Origin of the sequence: Halorussus limi, assembly GCF_023238205.1 — an archaeon.
In the GTDB taxonomy this organism is placed as follows: Archaea; Halobacteriota; Halobacteria; order Halobacteriales; family Haladaptataceae; genus Halorussus; species Halorussus limi.
The window spans coordinates 1846852-1861245 of record NZ_CP096659.1; the positions used below are offsets into that span (position 1 = coordinate 1846852).

Annotated in this window: 16 protein-coding genes; 10 read left to right on the forward strand and 6 right to left on the reverse strand. The window is 66.7% G+C overall.

The window, feature by feature from the left end:
• Positions 1-59 precede the first annotated feature (59 nt).
• Both M0R89_RS09490 and M0R89_RS09495 read right to left on the reverse strand, forming a co-directional pair.
• Positions 60-1874 (reverse strand): ribosome biogenesis/translation initiation ATPase RLI, encoded by a 1815-nt coding sequence (locus M0R89_RS09490; protein WP_248648841.1) that lies wholly within the window; start codon positions 1872-1874, stop codon positions 60-62.
• Between the two features lie 2 nt (positions 1875-1876).
• Positions 1877-2185, reverse strand: a complete 309-nt coding sequence (locus M0R89_RS09495) for an EMC6-like membrane protein (protein WP_248648842.1) — start codon at positions 2183-2185, stop codon at positions 1877-1879.
• Positions 2186-2332: 147 nt separating this feature from the next.
• Here M0R89_RS09495 and M0R89_RS09500 point away from each other — a divergent pair, with 147 nt between their 5' ends.
• Entirely contained in the window at positions 2333-2614 is a 282-nt protein-coding gene (locus tag M0R89_RS09500) for a winged helix-turn-helix transcriptional regulator (protein ID WP_248648843.1), read from the forward strand.
• A gap of 187 nt (positions 2615-2801) precedes the next feature.
• On the opposite strand, the gene M0R89_RS09505 is transcribed toward M0R89_RS09500, so the two are convergent.
• On the reverse strand, positions 2802-4673 hold the full coding sequence (locus tag M0R89_RS09505; protein ID WP_248648844.1) for a PINc/VapC family ATPase: 1872 nt from the start codon (positions 4671-4673) through the stop codon (positions 2802-2804).
• A 254-nt stretch (positions 4674-4927) separates the two neighbouring features.
• Here M0R89_RS09505 and M0R89_RS09510 point away from each other — a divergent pair, with 254 nt between their 5' ends.
• From M0R89_RS09510 to M0R89_RS09520, 3 genes are all read left to right on the forward strand, one after another.
• Positions 4928-5512 carry a hypothetical protein gene (locus M0R89_RS09510; RefSeq protein ID WP_248648845.1) on the forward strand — a complete coding sequence of 195 codons (585 nt, stop codon included), beginning with the start codon at positions 4928-4930 and terminating at the stop codon, positions 5510-5512.
• Positions 5509-6144 (forward strand): DUF2238 domain-containing protein, encoded by a 636-nt coding sequence (locus tag M0R89_RS09515; RefSeq protein WP_248648846.1) that lies wholly within the window; start codon positions 5509-5511, stop codon positions 6142-6144. Before M0R89_RS09510 ends, M0R89_RS09515 begins: the two co-directional genes overlap by 4 nt.
• Before the next feature lie 90 nt (positions 6145-6234).
• Positions 6235-6612, forward strand: coding sequence for a hypothetical protein (locus tag M0R89_RS09520; protein WP_248648847.1), 378 nt, complete (start codon positions 6235-6237; stop codon positions 6610-6612).
• A gap of 138 nt (positions 6613-6750) precedes the next feature.
• Here M0R89_RS09520 and M0R89_RS09525 read toward each other — a convergent pair whose 3' ends face one another.
• A complete protein-coding gene (locus M0R89_RS09525; RefSeq protein ID WP_248648848.1) occupies positions 6751-7953 on the reverse strand; it encodes a pentapeptide repeat-containing protein in 1203 nt (400 codons plus the stop codon).
• A 197-nt stretch (positions 7954-8150) separates the two neighbouring features.
• Between M0R89_RS09525 and M0R89_RS09530 the strand changes: the two genes are divergently transcribed.
• The 3 genes from M0R89_RS09530 (at position 8151) to M0R89_RS09540 (ending at position 11254) form a co-directional block, all read left to right on the forward strand.
• The gene (locus M0R89_RS09530; protein ID WP_248648849.1) at positions 8151-8414 is read left to right on the forward strand and encodes a DUF7553 family protein; all 264 of its coding nucleotides are present in this window, start codon (positions 8151-8153) and stop codon (positions 8412-8414) included.
• 85 nt (positions 8415-8499) lie between these two features.
• Complete coding sequence (locus M0R89_RS09535; protein WP_248648850.1) at positions 8500-9636, forward strand: M20 family metallopeptidase; 1137 nt, start codon at positions 8500-8502, stop codon at positions 9634-9636.
• An 85-nt stretch (positions 9637-9721) separates the two neighbouring features.
• Positions 9722-11254, forward strand: a complete 1533-nt coding sequence (locus tag M0R89_RS09540) for a carboxypeptidase M32 (RefSeq protein WP_248648851.1) — start codon at positions 9722-9724, stop codon at positions 11252-11254.
• Between the two features lie 6 nt (positions 11255-11260).
• Here the strand turns inward: M0R89_RS09540 and M0R89_RS09545 are convergent, their stop codons facing one another.
• Positions 11261-11467 carry a hypothetical protein gene (locus tag M0R89_RS09545; RefSeq protein WP_248648852.1) on the reverse strand — a complete coding sequence of 69 codons (207 nt, stop codon included), beginning with the start codon at positions 11465-11467 and terminating at the stop codon, positions 11261-11263.
• Positions 11468-11497: 30 nt separating this feature from the next.
• On the opposite strand from M0R89_RS09545, the gene M0R89_RS09550 reads away from it, so the two are divergent.
• The gene (locus M0R89_RS09550; RefSeq protein WP_248648853.1) at positions 11498-12979 is read left to right on the forward strand and encodes a carboxypeptidase M32; all 1482 of its coding nucleotides are present in this window, start codon (positions 11498-11500) and stop codon (positions 12977-12979) included.
• A 259-nt stretch (positions 12980-13238) separates the two neighbouring features.
• On the opposite strand, the gene trxA is transcribed toward M0R89_RS09550, so the two are convergent.
• The gene (trxA, locus tag M0R89_RS09555) at positions 13239-13508 is read right to left on the reverse strand and encodes a thioredoxin (protein WP_248648854.1); all 270 of its coding nucleotides are present in this window, start codon (positions 13506-13508) and stop codon (positions 13239-13241) included.
• A 133-nt stretch (positions 13509-13641) separates the two neighbouring features.
• Here trxA and M0R89_RS09560 point away from each other — a divergent pair, with 133 nt between their 5' ends.
• Entirely contained in the window at positions 13642-13806 is a 165-nt protein-coding gene (locus tag M0R89_RS09560) for a preprotein translocase subunit Sec61beta (RefSeq protein WP_248648855.1), read from the forward strand.
• 54 nt (positions 13807-13860) lie between these two features.
• The gene (locus M0R89_RS09565) at positions 13861-14385 is read left to right on the forward strand and encodes a hypothetical protein (protein WP_248648856.1); all 525 of its coding nucleotides are present in this window, start codon (positions 13861-13863) and stop codon (positions 14383-14385) included.
• Positions 14386-14394 lie beyond the last annotated feature (9 nt).

Genomic DNA, 14394 nt, shown 5'->3' on the forward strand with positions numbered 1-14394 from the left:
TGACGAAAACCGTTCGGTTCTCCGTCCGAAAAGAAATCGCGTCCGCGAGCGGTCGGCCCTCAGAGCGAGTAGTAGTACTCGCCTTGCTTCTTCTGTTCCTTGTCGAGTTGGCTCCCCGGCTTGTTGATGCGGGGGCGGCCGACGTTCTCGTCGCGCCGGAAGGTGATGTCGAGGTTGGCGAGGAAGTCGTTCATGCCGTCGCGCATCCCCTTGGGTTCGCTGGCGCGGCCGTGGACCGCGGGTTCGCCGTCGAACACCATCAGGCGGTCGGCCAGCAGGTCTATCATGTAGATGTCGTGGTCGATGACCATCACGGTGGCGTCCTGCTGTTCGGCGAACCGGCGGATGGCGTTGGTCGCGCGGACCCGCTGTTCGACGTCGAGATACGCCGACGGTTCGTCCAGTAGGTAGAGGTCGGCGGTCTCCGAGAGGCAGGCCGCGATGGCGACCCGCTGGCGCTCGCCGCCCGAGAGGTCGGTGAGCTGTTGCTCCATGATGCGGTCCAACTGGAGCGGTTGGGCGATTTCGGTGTTCCAGTACGACGACCCCACGCGGTCGGTGATAGAGCGCAGGAAACTGTCGGTCCGCATCGGCTGGTCGATTTCGATGTACTGGGGCTTGTACGCGATGTCGAGGTCGAAGTCGGCCTCGCCCTCGTCGGGTTCGAGGCGACCCGCCAGCAGTTGCGCGAAGGTGGACTTCCCGATGCCGTTCGGCCCGACGATGCCCAGCACCTCGTTCTCCCGAATCGTCCCGCCCTCCACGTCAAGGGAGAACTCGCCCTCGCCGTAGGATTTGGAGATGTCGGGGTACTCGACCAGCGTGTCGGCTCGCGACACCTGCCGCGGCGCGTGTTCCTCGAACTCGATGGCGTTCGGCCGGATGCGCATGTTCTCGTTGTCGAGATACCCCTTGAGGTACTCGTTGATGCCGTTCCGGACCGACTTCGGCGAGGTAATGACGCCGTACGCGCCGGGTTCACCGTACGCCACGTGGAGGTTGTCGGCCACGAGGTCGAGGATGGCGAGGTCGTGTTCGACCACGAGCATCGACTTGCCGTGTTCCTCGGCCATCTCCTGAATCAGGCGCGCGGCCTTCACGCGCTGGCTGATGTCGAGGTACGGCGTAATCTCGTCGATGAAGTAGAAGTCCACGTCGCGGGCCAGACACGCCACCAGCGCGACCCGCTGGAGTTCGCCGCCCGACAGGCTGTCGATGTCCTGCTCGCGGACGTGTTCGATGTCGAGGCGTTCGAGCAGGTCGTCCAGCACGCCTCGCTCGTCCACGTTCTCCAGCAGTTGCTCGGTCGACCCGTCGAACTGGTCGGGAATCTTGTCCACGTACTGGGGCTTGCGCGCGACGCTGACCTCGCCGTCTCGCACGTCGGCGAGGTAGTCTTGGAGTTCGGTCCCCCGGTAGGCGTCCAGCACCGCGTCCCACCCCGGCGGGTCGGCGTGCCGGCCGAGGTTGGGCGCGAGTTCGCCGGCCAGCGCCTTGACCGCCGTGGTCTTCCCGATACCGTTCGGGCCGAGGATGCCGGTGACCTGCCCTTCCAGCGGGACCGGCAGGCCGTACAGCGAGAAGGCGTTCTCGCCGTACCGGTGGACCGGGTCGTCCTCCAACTCCTGGGGGAGGTTGATTATCTCTATCGCGTCGAACGGACACTTCTCGACGCAGATGCCGCAGGTCTCCCCGAGGCAGATCTCTTCGCTGATGTGTACTTGGTCGGGTTCGCCCTCGTCGGCGTCGTCGCCCCGGAGTGTGATGCACTCCTTGCCGGTGCGGTTCGGCGGACAGTAGTTCTTACACTCGTAGTTGCACCGGTCGGGTTGACACCGTTCGAGGTCCACGACTGCGATACTGTCGTCTGCCATCGTTAGAAGGTGACTCCGTTCGTCAGCAGAATGGTCCACGTCACGAACCACATCGAGAACGTCATGAACAGCACGTAGAGGTGGTCTTTCGTGGAGAAGTCCTCCACGTCGATGCCCATCACTTGCAGGACCGGCAACTGGACGAAGACGAATCCGGCCACGATGGCCAGTCCTAGTTGGTCTTTGGCCGCGGTCCCGAGAAACGCGGCGGAGACGAACGCCGCCGCGATGCCCGCGAGCGTGGCAACTGCCGTCACCGTCACGCCCCGGACGTGGGAGGACCGCCGCTCGGATACCTGTTCGGTCGCCATGCGAGACGTTGGGGGACCCGAGTTGAAGGCCTTTTTGTTACGTGCGGGAGACTCGACGCCTCGCGTTTCCCGACCGGGTCCCCGCCGCGGGACAGTGCCAGACGTTCTCAATACTTTTATACTGGTCGCGTGTTTCGATTCGTAACGATGGCAACTCAGTCCGAGTTAGAGGACATCGACGACCTACCGCCGAGTGCGAAGTTAGTCTTCAAGGTACTCGAATACAAGGGTGCGCTGACCCAAAAAGAGATAGTCGAGGAGTCGATGCTGTCGGCCCGGACCGTCCGGTACGCCCTCGAACGACTCGAGGAGTTGGAGGTAGTCGAGGAGGACGTGTACTTCGCCGACGCGCGCCAGAACCTCTACGAAATCGACGTCTCGTGCGACACGTCGGCCGACTCCGCCGACGCGAAGAACTGCGCCGACTGAGCGTCCGACCGCCGCCGTGGGCGAGAGCGAGACCGTTTTTCCGCGTCCGCGCCGGGAGTACTGGGGCCGACCTTCACGCGCCGCTCTCGAACGTTACCGTCGAAGTAGTCGAAACAGAAACAGTCACGCCGAGCGCGTTCGAGACCGACTGCGAGTCGGGGTGCGTCGAGGCGGATCGGACTCCGACTTACGCCCCGACGACCGTAATCGCCTGCTCGCGGTCGATTGCCCGCTCCAGTTCCTCCGCGATCGCACTGCCTCGCGAGACCTGAATGTCGCCGCCGCGGCCCACCGTCGCGGTGAACAGGTACTCGCCGTCGGCCTCCACCTCGACCGTCTCGCCCGCGTGACCGTCGGTCGGAAGGACGATGTGCCGGGAGGTGATTTCGGGGGTCACGACTTCGCCGCGCGCGCCGCCGGCGTCGGCCGCGCCGCCCGCGCCGCCAGCGCTACTCGCACCTGACACCGACTGCGGTTTCTCGTCGTGGGTCCGCACGTCGATGTCGATGCCGAGGCGGTTCTCGATGTCCTCGATGCGGCCGCCGCCCTTCCCGATGACGTAGGAGATGTCGTCCTCGGTGACGTAGACGGTGGCGCGGTTCTGGCCCTGCACCTCCACGTCCACCGCGCCGCGGGCGACCGACTGAATCTCCCGCTCGATTTCCTGCTTGGCCAGTTTCGAGACGCCGCTCTCCTCGCGTTCGCCCTCGTTCAGCGGCACGGTGACGACCTGCCGGTTGAACGTGTAGATTTCGTACTCGGGGCGGCCGGTCTCGAAGTCCTGAATCATGATGACCGGGCGGGCGAGGTCCTCCTCCATCAGGCCCTCGGGCACCTTGACCTGCGTGGTCACGTCGTAGACCTTCTCGACCTTCCCGGCCTCGATGTAGACGACGGTGTCCACGATTTGGGGAATCATGCCGAGTTCGACCCGGCCGACGAGGCGCTGGAGCGCGTCGATGGCCCGGGTCGCGTGGACGACGCCTATCATCCCGACGCCCGCGAGTCGCATGTCGGCGAACACCTCGAAGTCGTCGGTCTTGCGGACCTCGTCGTAGATGGTGTAGTCGGGCCGGACCATCAGCAGCGAGTCGGCGGTCTTCTCCATCTCGCCGCTCAGTTCGGTGTACTGGGTGATTTCCGGGCCGACCTGCAGGTCGCGGGGCTTCTCCATCGTCTTGACCGCGAAGTCGTTGTCCGCGAGGAACTCGCCGACCGCCTGCGCGAACGTGGACTTCCCCGCGCCGGGCGACCCCGAGATGAGGACGCCGCGCTGGTGTTCGAGCAGGCGGTCTTTGAGTTCGTCGGCGAACTCGTAGTCCTCCATGTCGGTCTTGACGATGGGTCGGACCGCGGTAATCTCCCACGCGTCGGCGAACGGCGGTTCCGCGACCGCGATTCGGTAGTCGCGGAACTGGACGATGGTCATCCCCTCTTCGGAGAGTTCGATGAAGCCCTCGTTGGACCGCTTGGCGCTGTCGATTATCTCGTTGGCGTACTCCTTGAGTTGCTCCTCTGTCGAGACGTCGTCGCGAATCTGCTGGTAGTGCATCTCGCCGATTTCGCCCCGCTTGGCCATCGGCGCGACCCCGGCCCGGAGGTGGAGGCTCATCGTCTGGTCGTCGAAGAACTCCTCGATGGCGAGGCGGTCGATTTCCGTGTCGTCGGTCTTGGGCGCGATGTACTCCACGTCGAGGCCCTTCGCCTTCGCCACCTCGGCCTGCACGCTGTCGCTGGTGACGAACGTGGCGTCGTGGTCGGCGGCCAACTCCCGAATGTGGGCGTCGATTTCGCCCTCGTAGGCGCGACCCGCGGCCTCGGGGTCCGGGCGCTCGCCGACGTACTCGACCTCGATGTCGCCGTCGTCGGCGAGGTCCGCGAGTCGCTGGAGTTCCGAGAGGCCGTCCCATCCGCTCTCTTGGCCGCGGTTGGCCTGCGCTTCGAGTTCGGCGACGACTGCCTCCGGAATCAGCACCGTCGCGTCGGCGAACTCGCCGCTCTCGACGCGCTCGGAGATTCGCCCGTCGATAACGACGCTCGTGTCCGGTAGAACGTTCATGTACCCGTCTTGGGTCGGCGCGCCCATAAGGGGTATGCTTCGACACCCCCGGAACGTCGGGAACTTCGCTTCGACGCCGCGGTCACGGGCGGGCGCAACTTCGGTCGGGCGTGAGTCCGGTGAGAGCGAGTCCGGTCGGAAGCAAGTCTGGTCGGACGCGGGCGGTGCGGGCGCGGCGTGCGAGGGCGGAGCGGTGCAGGCGACGCGAGGGCAACAAGCTTCAATCACGTGGACGACCTGTTTCCGACGGAACCATGCTCGATTCGCTGTCGGGGGAGCGGGCCGACCGCCTCAGTTGGCTCTTCGTGGGACTTCTCGTCGTGGCGATAGTCGAGAGCGTCGCGAGCCACGACCTCGTGTGGGCCGCGTTCCTCGATCTGACGCTCGTGATTCTGGTCCTGCCGCCGCTCCTCACCGAGGACTTGGGAACCGTCCTGCCGCCGTCCGTGACCGCGCTGGCGGCCCTGCCCGCGGCGACGCGGGCGTTCGACCTCCCGTGGCTGACCGACTACGCGGTCTACGTCGGGGTCGCCGCGGTGGCGCTGGCGGTCGTGGTCGAACTGGCGGTGTTCACCGACGCCGAGATGGCCCCGTGGTTCGCCGACGCGACGGTGGTCATGGCGACGATGGCCGCCATCGGCGTCTGGGTGGTCCTCCAGTTCTACTCCGACTTATGGCTCGGAACCGACCTCCTGCCGACGATAGACGCCGTAATGTGGGAGTTCGTCCGTGCGACCGTCGCCGGGGTCGCCGCGGCGCTCGTCTTCGAGGTCCACTTCGCGTATCTCGACCCGACCGACCGGCGGGCGTCGGACCTCTCGGGGGGCGAGCGCGGATGACCGGCCGACCGGCCGACTCTGACCTGCTGAACGAGGAGCGCGAACGCTGGCTGGTCCGCCTGCTACAGGCGGGACTGGCCGGTCTCGTCTTCTACGGCCTCGCCCGCGGCAAAACCGGGGTCGCGGTCAACGCCGGCGTCTCGCTGGGGGTCACGTTCGTCCCGGCGGTCCTGCGCCGGGACGCGGGCATCTCGCTGGACGTGAGCTACGTCCTCTGGATTTCGACCGCGGTGTTCGTCCACGCGGCCGGGTTCCTCGGGCCCTACCGGAACGTGCCGTGGTACGACTCGGTCGCCCACGCCCTCTCCGCGTCCATCGTCGCGGGCGCTGGCTACGCCACCGTCAAGGCCATCGACCGCGAGTCCGACCGGACGACGCTCCCGAGCGAACTCCAGTTCGCGTTCATCCTCGTCTTCGTCATGGCGTTCGGCGTCTTCTGGGAGATTCTGGAGTTCGGAACCGAGAAACTGGCCTCGCTCCTCGGCGGGAAGGCGCCGCTGGTCCAGTACGGCGTCGACGACATCGTCAACGACCTCGTGTTCAATCAGGTCGGCGCGCTCGCCGTCGCCGCGTTCGATATGGCCCGCCCGAACGGCGCGGCAGAGGAGGCCGCCGAGGCGGTTGACGACTGACCGACCCGGCCGTGCCTTCGACTCGCACCGGCGGACGGACCACCCGAACGGACGACTAACTTATCCGCGCGAGTCTCGTAATCGCGGTCCATGCGTCACGAACACCTCGTAGTCACGGTCGAGGCCGAGACGAAGTCGCGCATCGACGACCGACTCGACGGCGGCGAGTCGCTGGAGGCGTGGGTCGCCGACGCCATCGAGCGGAAGTTAGACGACGAGCGCGCCGAGACCCCGGCGTCCGACGCCGAGGCCGCGTTCGGAGACGCGGCCGCGACCGCCGAATCCGGGGCGGGCGAGTCCGGCGGCGACTCCGACAGTGACCGCGACGACTCCGACCGTTCTCACTTCGGCCGCGGCGGTCCCGACCGCTCGGACGCCGGCGACGCCACCTTCGACCGCGCCGAGTCCGACGACGCGGACGACGACTACGACGAGGGATTCGAGTACGTGGACGACTGCGGTATCTGACACGCTCGGCGGTACCGCGGCGACACCGGTCGGCCCGCCGTCGCCGACCGGTCTACGTCGGGCGAAAGCCGGGAGAATCCACGTCGAGCGAAAGCCAGCAGAATCGCCGCCCCTCGAATCGGTTCCCCGCGACTCGCTTCACTCCGACCACGTCACGTTTCGCGTCAGGACGAACACGAGCAGGGCCATCAGCAGTTGGCCGAAGAGCGCCTCCGCGGCGGCGACCGCTCGCGCCCAGATGAACACCGGTTGCATGTCGCCGTAGCCGAGCGTGGCGAACGTGACGACGCTGAAGTAGAGGCTCTGGAAGAACACGACGACGTTGTAGTAGAGGCCGCTGCCGGGGTCGAAGTAGTACTTGACCGGCACGCCGCTCGGCGTCCCGTCGTGTATCTGGCCGACCAGCGGGAACAGAATCGCACAGACGACGATGACGACGGCGGCCGTGGCGATGACTCGCCACGGGTTCGACCCGTAACCGGTCGTCCAGCGCCACGTCTCCTTGCCCAGCGCGCGGGGGTAGGAGCCGTACTCCCACGCCTCGCGCCTGCGAACGTCCTTCTGCTGGATGTAGTAGTTCCGCGAGGCCGCGGTCAGCCCGTTCTCCTCGGTGAGTCGCTGGAGTTCCTTGTACGTCCAGTGGGCCGCCTCGTAGCGGGTCATGCGGCTTCCGTCGCCGTCGTGCTGGCGTCGGATGCGCAGCGACGTGATACCGTCGTCCTCGGCGTCGAGCAGTTCGTCCTCGTAGACGACGTTGTCGCCGAAGTTCGTGGACTCGTCGACGCGGGCGTTGTCGAAGACGGCGTAGTGGAGGCGCGCGCCGCAGAGGTCGGCCCCCCGGAGGTCGGTCCGGTGGAACTCGGTGTGTTCGAGGTTCGCTCCCCGGAGGTTCACCGACTGGGCGTCCACGCCCTCGAAGTGGGAGTACCGGAGGTCGGACCCGCTCACGTCGGTATCTTCGAGGTTGCAGTTGACGAAGCGCGCGTCGGTGATGGTCCGGTCAGCGAGCCAATCGCTCCCCGAAAGCTCCACGTCGCGGAAGATAGCCCCGTCGAGGCGGTCGCCGACGGTCGGCGCGGCGTTCTCCAACTCGCGCGAGGGCTTCTGGGCCACGTCGGCGTGCCAGATACACCGGTCGGTCTCGCCCCAGACCGGCCGCCAGCAACAGACGCCGCCGAGATTGGTGACGGCGCTCGCTTCGTGTGTGTAGCCACACCGCCCCTCCGCAGTCGTCGGTCGCTCGGTCGTGACGCCCTCGGCCTGCTCGTCGGAGATGTTCGCCGGCGGTCCCTCGGCGTCATCTCCGGATTCGTCCGTCGTAGACCGCATCTCCCCAGACATGGACGATGTAACAGAGCCACCCTTTTTCGGCTTGTGCCCGATTTGTCAAGCACTCTCGACCGAGGACGACCGGCAATGCGCCGATTTCGCACCTTCTGGCCGGCGCTACGTTCGGAAGACGGGCAGAGATGCTGTGTCACGCTACTGGCTCCGAGAGAGCCATCACGCCTTTTCTCGCGGGGCACGTCGAGTCGGACATGGCCGAACTCGACGCGATTCACGAGGAAATCCGGCGCATCCGCGAGGACACCGACGCCGACCGCGGCGTGCGCCTGACGCTCGACTCCATCGAGGAGTCGCTGGGAGCGATGGAGTCGGGCGAGGACCCGCCGTATCCCGACCGCATCAAGGAGCTTCGGGCGGAAATCGACCGCCTGAGCGACGACGCCGACCCCGAAGTCGCCGCCGAACTCGACCGCCTGCAGGAGCAAGTCCGGGAGTACGAGCGCGAGCAACTGTAGTCCGCGTCGGTGCGTCGGTCCGGCGTCCGCGCGTCGACGTTCCGCGACCCGCGATTTCAAGCGGCTAGCGGACCACACCACTGCCATGAGCGAACTCACCGAGTTGACCCGCGAACTCGTCTCGATTCCGTCCCACGAGGACGAGACCGAGGCGGGCGACTTCGTCGAGAACTGGCTCCGCGAAGAGACCGACGCCGACGTGACGCGAGACCCGACCGGGAACGTCCTCGCCCGACGCGGTTCCGGCGGCGAATCGCTCGCGCTGGTCGGCCACCACGACGTGGTGCCGCCGGCCGACTCTCAGACCACCGCCGACGGTGCGTACACAGTCGAGGAGCGCGACGGCCGCCTCTACGGCCGCGGGACCGCCGACATGAAGGGTTCGGTGGCGGCCGCCATGCTGGCGTTCCGAGACGCCGCGGTGGGCGACACCGTGAGCGGTCGGACGCAGTCCGACGACGACCCCGCCGACGAATCCGCTCCGGAACTCGTTTTCGCCAGTTTCGTCGGCGAGGAGCAGGGCGGTATCGGCGCGCGGGCGGCCATCGAGGATGGCTTCACGCCCGACTACGCCGTCGTCGGCGAAGGCTCGACCGGGTACTCCGCGCCGGGCGTCACCGACGTGGCGGTCGCGCACAAGGGCCGCCGGGGAAGCACCGTCACCGCCCGCGGCGCGGCGGCCCACGCCAGCGAACCCGAGTCGGGCGAGAACGCGGTCTACCGGGCCTGCGACGCGGTGGACGCGATTCGGGACCTCGAATTTCCCGCGGTCGAAGTCCTCGGCGAGGCGGTCCGCGGAAGCGTCGCCGTCACGGGAATCGACGGCGGGAGCGCGTGGAACGTCGTTCCCGAGGAGTGCGAGGTGACGGTTGACGAGCGCACCGTCCCCGGCGAGCGCGCGCCGCTGGAGCGCGTCGAGGAAATCGAGGGCGTCGAGTGGACCGTCGACCAAGACCTCCCGCCGATGCGGTGCGACGATGCGGACTTCGCCGAGACGGTGCTGACGTCCGCGCGTGAGGCGCAGGAAGGACGGGACCGCGCGCCGGAACTCGTCTCGAAACCCCACGCGACCGACGCGGGATGGCTGGCCGAGACCGGGACGACCTGCGTGGTCTGCGGCGCGGCCGAACCCGGCGAGGCCCACACCGACACCGAGAGCGCGAGCGTCGAAGTGCTGGAGCGCTGTTACGAGATTTACCGCGGGGTCGCGGAGTCGTTCTGAAGCGGCCGGCGTCGGTGCGTCGCGCCGAGACCGTTTCGAGTCGAAACCCGACTTTTGATAACGCGTGCCACCTTACGACCGTCCGATGGCAAGCGAAGCCGCCGCCGACGAGGCGTCCGACACCTACTCGGAGTTCATCGACAAGGTAGAGCGACTGACGAACCTCGGGCACGCCGGGGGCGTCCTCGGTTGGGACCAAGAGGTGATGATGCCCGAAGGCGGGACGCCCGCCCGGTCGAAGCAGCGCTCGGCGCTCTCGACGGTGACCCACGAGATTCTCACGTCCGACGAGATGGCCGAGTTGCTCGACGAACTGGAGGACGAGGACCTGACCGACGAGCAGGAGGCGGTCGTCCGCGAGGTCCGGCGCAAGCACGACCGGGCCGCCCGAGTGCCACAGGACCTCGTGGAGGAGATTTCGCAGGTCTCCTCCGAAGCGATGCCCGTCTGGAAGGAGGCCCGCGAGGAGGACGACTTCTCGACGTTCGCGCCGACGCTCGAACGACTGGTCGAACTCAAGCGCGAGCAGGCCGAACACATCGACCCCGACCGGGACCCCTACGAGGTGCTGTTCGAGGACTACGAACCCTACCTCGGCGTCGAGACCGCCGAGCGCGTCCTCGACCGACTCCGCGAGGAACTCGTCCCGCTCATCGACGCGATTCGGGAGTCCGACGCCGACCTCGCCACCGAGACGTTCTCCGGCGAGTTCGACACCGACACGCAGGAGGAACTGGCCCGCGACGTGCTGGACACGCTCGGCTACGACTGGGACCACGGCCGCCTCGACACCGCCCCGCACCCGTTCTCGTCGGGCAACCAGTTCGACGCCCGCGTCACGACCCGGTTCAGTCCCGACGAACCGCTCGGCGCGCTGATGGCGACGGTCCACGAGTTCGGCCACGCGACCTACACGCTCGGACTCCCCCGAGAGGACTACGGCACGCCGTTGGGCGACTCGCGCGACATGACCGTCCACGAGTCCCAGTCGCGGCTCTGGGAGAACCACGTCGGCCGGTCGCGCGCCTTCTGGGAGCGCTTCCTGCCGAAGGTGAAAGAGCGCTTCCCCGACAAACTCGACGACGCGAGCGTCGACGACGTGTACGAGGCCGCCAACGAGGTCTACGAGGACAACCTCATCCGGGTCGAGGCCGACGAACTCACCTACCACATGCACATCGTGGTCCGGTTCGAAATCGAGCGCGACCTGATTCGGGGCGACCTCGACGTGGAGGACGTGCCCGAGGTCTGGAACGACAAGTACGAGGAGTATCTGGGCATCCGGCCCGACTCCGACGCCGAGGGCTGTCTGCAGGACATCCACTGGAGCCACGGCGACTTCGGCTACTTCCCGACCTACTCGCTCGGGAGCGTCCTCGCGGCCCAACTGTTCGACGCCGCGGAGGACGACATCGAGAATCTGGACGAGAAGGTCGCGGAGGGCGACTTCGAACCGCTCCACGACTGGCTGACCGAGGAGATTCACCGCCACGGGAGTCGCTACACCACCGACGACCTGATTCGGGAGGCGACCGGCGAGGAGTACACCGCCGACTACTTCCTCGACTACGTGAAGTCGAAGTACGGCGAGTTGTACGAACTCGACGACTACCAGTAGCGCGCCTCAGCCCCGTTCGAGCGCCTTCTTCGCTTCTCTGGCCGTCCCGCGTTCGCGCACTCGAAACGGGAACTCGCGGCTCCACTCGCCTGACTCGATACTGTGAGCCAAGCCCGGTTCGAGGTCCGCCTCGCAGCGCATCTCGGTCTCGAAGAACGTTCGGCGACGCCGGAGGTGTGGTGACGAACCCCACGCTTTCGCCGCCACCCTCATCTTGATACGTCGGGCAAGCGACGCGAGGGTATGGCCGACGCGTACGACGACTTACTCGACCGATACGAGCGAATCAACGCGCTTCAGGACGGGAGCGGAGTTCTCTACTGGGACCAGCAAGTGATGATGCCCGAGGGCGGGACGCCCGCCCGCTCGGAGCAACTGTCGGCGCTCTCGGCGGTCACCCACGAGCAACTGACCGCCGACGAGACCGAGCGACTCCTCGACGCCGCCGAGGACGAGGACCTGACCGACGAGCAGGCGGCGGTCGTCCGGGAACTCCGCCGCGAGTACGACCGGGCGACGCAGGTGCCCGAGCGACTGGTCGAAGAGCACAGTCGCCTCCAGTCCGAGGCGCAGGACGACTGGCGCGAGGCGAAGGCCGACGACGACTTCTCGGCGTTCGAGCCGATTCTCTCGGACCTGCTCGACCTCCGGGTCGAGCGTGCCGAGCACATCGACCCCGACCGGGACCCCTACGAGGTGATGTTCGAGGACCGCGAACCCTACCTCGAACTCGACACCGTCGAGCGAATCTTCGAGGAGTTGAAGGACGGTCTCGTCCCGCTTATCGATGATATTCGGGCCAGCGAGGAGATACCCGACGCCTTCGACGGGACCTTCGACGTGGACGCTCAGGAGTCTCTCTCGCGCGACGTGCTGGACCTGCTGGACTACGACTGGGACCGGGGCCGCCTCGACACCTCGGCTCACCCGTTCATGTCGGGCAACCAGTTCGACGCCCGCATCACGACCCGGTTCGACGAGACAGACCTCCTCGGGGCGGTCAGTTCGACCGTCCACGAGTTCGGCCACGCGACCTACGCGCTCGGCCTCCGCGACGACGCCTACGGGTCGCCGCTCGGCCAACCGCGCTCCAGCGGCGTCCACGAGTCCCAGTCGCGCTTCTGGGAGAACCACGTCGGGCGGACCCGGGAGTTCTGGGAACTCGTCCTGCCGACCGTGAAAGACCGGTTCCCGCAGGTCTCGGACGTGACGCCCGAGGAGGCCTACCGGACCGCCAACCGAATCGAGTCGGGCAGCCTGATTCGGACCGAGGCCGACGAACTCACCTACCACATGCACATCATCCTCCGGTCGGAGATAGAGCGCGAGTTCGTCTCGGGCGACCTCGCGGTGAGCGAGATTCCGGCCGCGTGGGACGACAAGATGGAGCGGTATCTGGGCGTTCGGCCCGACTCCGATTCGGAGGGCTGCCTGCAGGACATCCACTGGACCGGCGGGTTCGCCAGTTTCCAGAACTACACGGTCGGGAGCGTCCTCGCGGCCCAACTCTGGGCGACCATCGAGGAGGAACTCGACGACCCCCGCGGTCTGATTGCGGCGGGCGACTTCGGGCCCATCCGCGATTGGCTGACCGAGAACGTCCACCGTCACGGCTCGCGGTACACCACCGACGAACTGATTCGGGAGGCGACCGGCGAGGACCTGACCGCCGACTACTTCCTCGACTACGCCGAGGAGAAGTTCGGCGAAATCTACGGACTGTAGCGTGTCGGCGGCCGACGCGCCACGCAAAGAGAAACAACTTTCTTTCTTTTAGACATAAGTTTCAACCTTTCACTTGTCTATAGGAGTTTCAGGGATAACTATAGCGGTCTTACTGAGACGGCACGAGCGCGCTGGAAGTCCCGCCGCTGGCGCGACCGCCAGCAGAATACGGTAGCCAACAGACTGCGTCAACCAGCGCTACCCGTCGGTGTGCGTCGTTCCGCTCGAAGAAAAAACCGGTTCGGTGGTGACGAGTCGCCTACGCGCCCGCTTCCTGAAGCGCGTCTTCGAGTTCCTCGCGCTGGGTGACGCCGACGAACCGCTCGACGACGCCGTCGTCGTTCTCGACCACGATGGTCGGAATCGAGCGAACCTGATACTCGTTGGCCACGTCCTGATGCTCGTCCACGTCGATTTTCTCGAACTCGACGCTCTCGTCCCAGTCTTCCTCCATCTCTTCGAGGATGGGGTCTTGGGTCTTGCAGGGTCCACACCAGTCCGCGTAAAAGTCCTTCAGCGTGACAGTCATCGGTGTTCTGGCGGAACTATCTTCGCCTCGCGCATAAGGGTTTCCCACCCGCGTCGCTTTGCCGCGTTCGATTCGTCGCCGCCCCGGACGACGCTCCGAAAGGTTTACGCGAGGGGCGACCGGACGACCGTACATGAGCAGTGGCCAGAACTCCGGCGGACTGATGTCCAGCGCCGGACTCGTCCGATACTTCGACGCCGAGGACCGCAACGCCGTCCGCATCGACCCCAAGACCGTCGTCGCTTTCGGCGTCCTCTTCGGCGTCCTCATCGAAGTCGTGAACATCCTCGGACTGTAACGGTACCTCCGGGGCCGCCAGTTCTATCGGTACCGTTCTCGTAGTCGGCGTGAGATGCGTCTCCTTCCAGAAACCGACACCGAGCGCGACCGCCCGTCTGACTCCTCGTCGGCCTCGCCGCGCTTGGAACGAGTCCGCGAGGGAGCGGTCGGCGGGTTCGTCGCGACGCTCGTCATGACCGCGTATCGGCTTCCGATTTCGCGGTCGCTCCCGCCGACCGCGCGCTTCTGGGCGACCTACGTCGGCGGCGGCGACGAGGACGACTACCCGGTGCAGGCGCTCGTCCTCCACCTGCTCTACGGCACTATCGGCGGCGCGGCGTTCGGCGCGATGGGCGCGCTCCTCGACGTGACGCCGTCGGACGACCCCGACACGGAGGCCCGCCGCGAGGAGGTCGGTCTGCTCGCGGGCGTCGGCTACGCCCTCGCGCTCTCGATGTTCGGCGAGCGAGTCGTCCTCCGGCGACTGCTCGGCATGGACCCCGACCCCGACGAGTCGCTGGTGTTCCACGTCGGCCACGTCGTCTACGGTCTGACGCTCGGGACGTGGGTGGGGTCGCGGTCGAGCGATGGGGAGTAGGGTCACGGT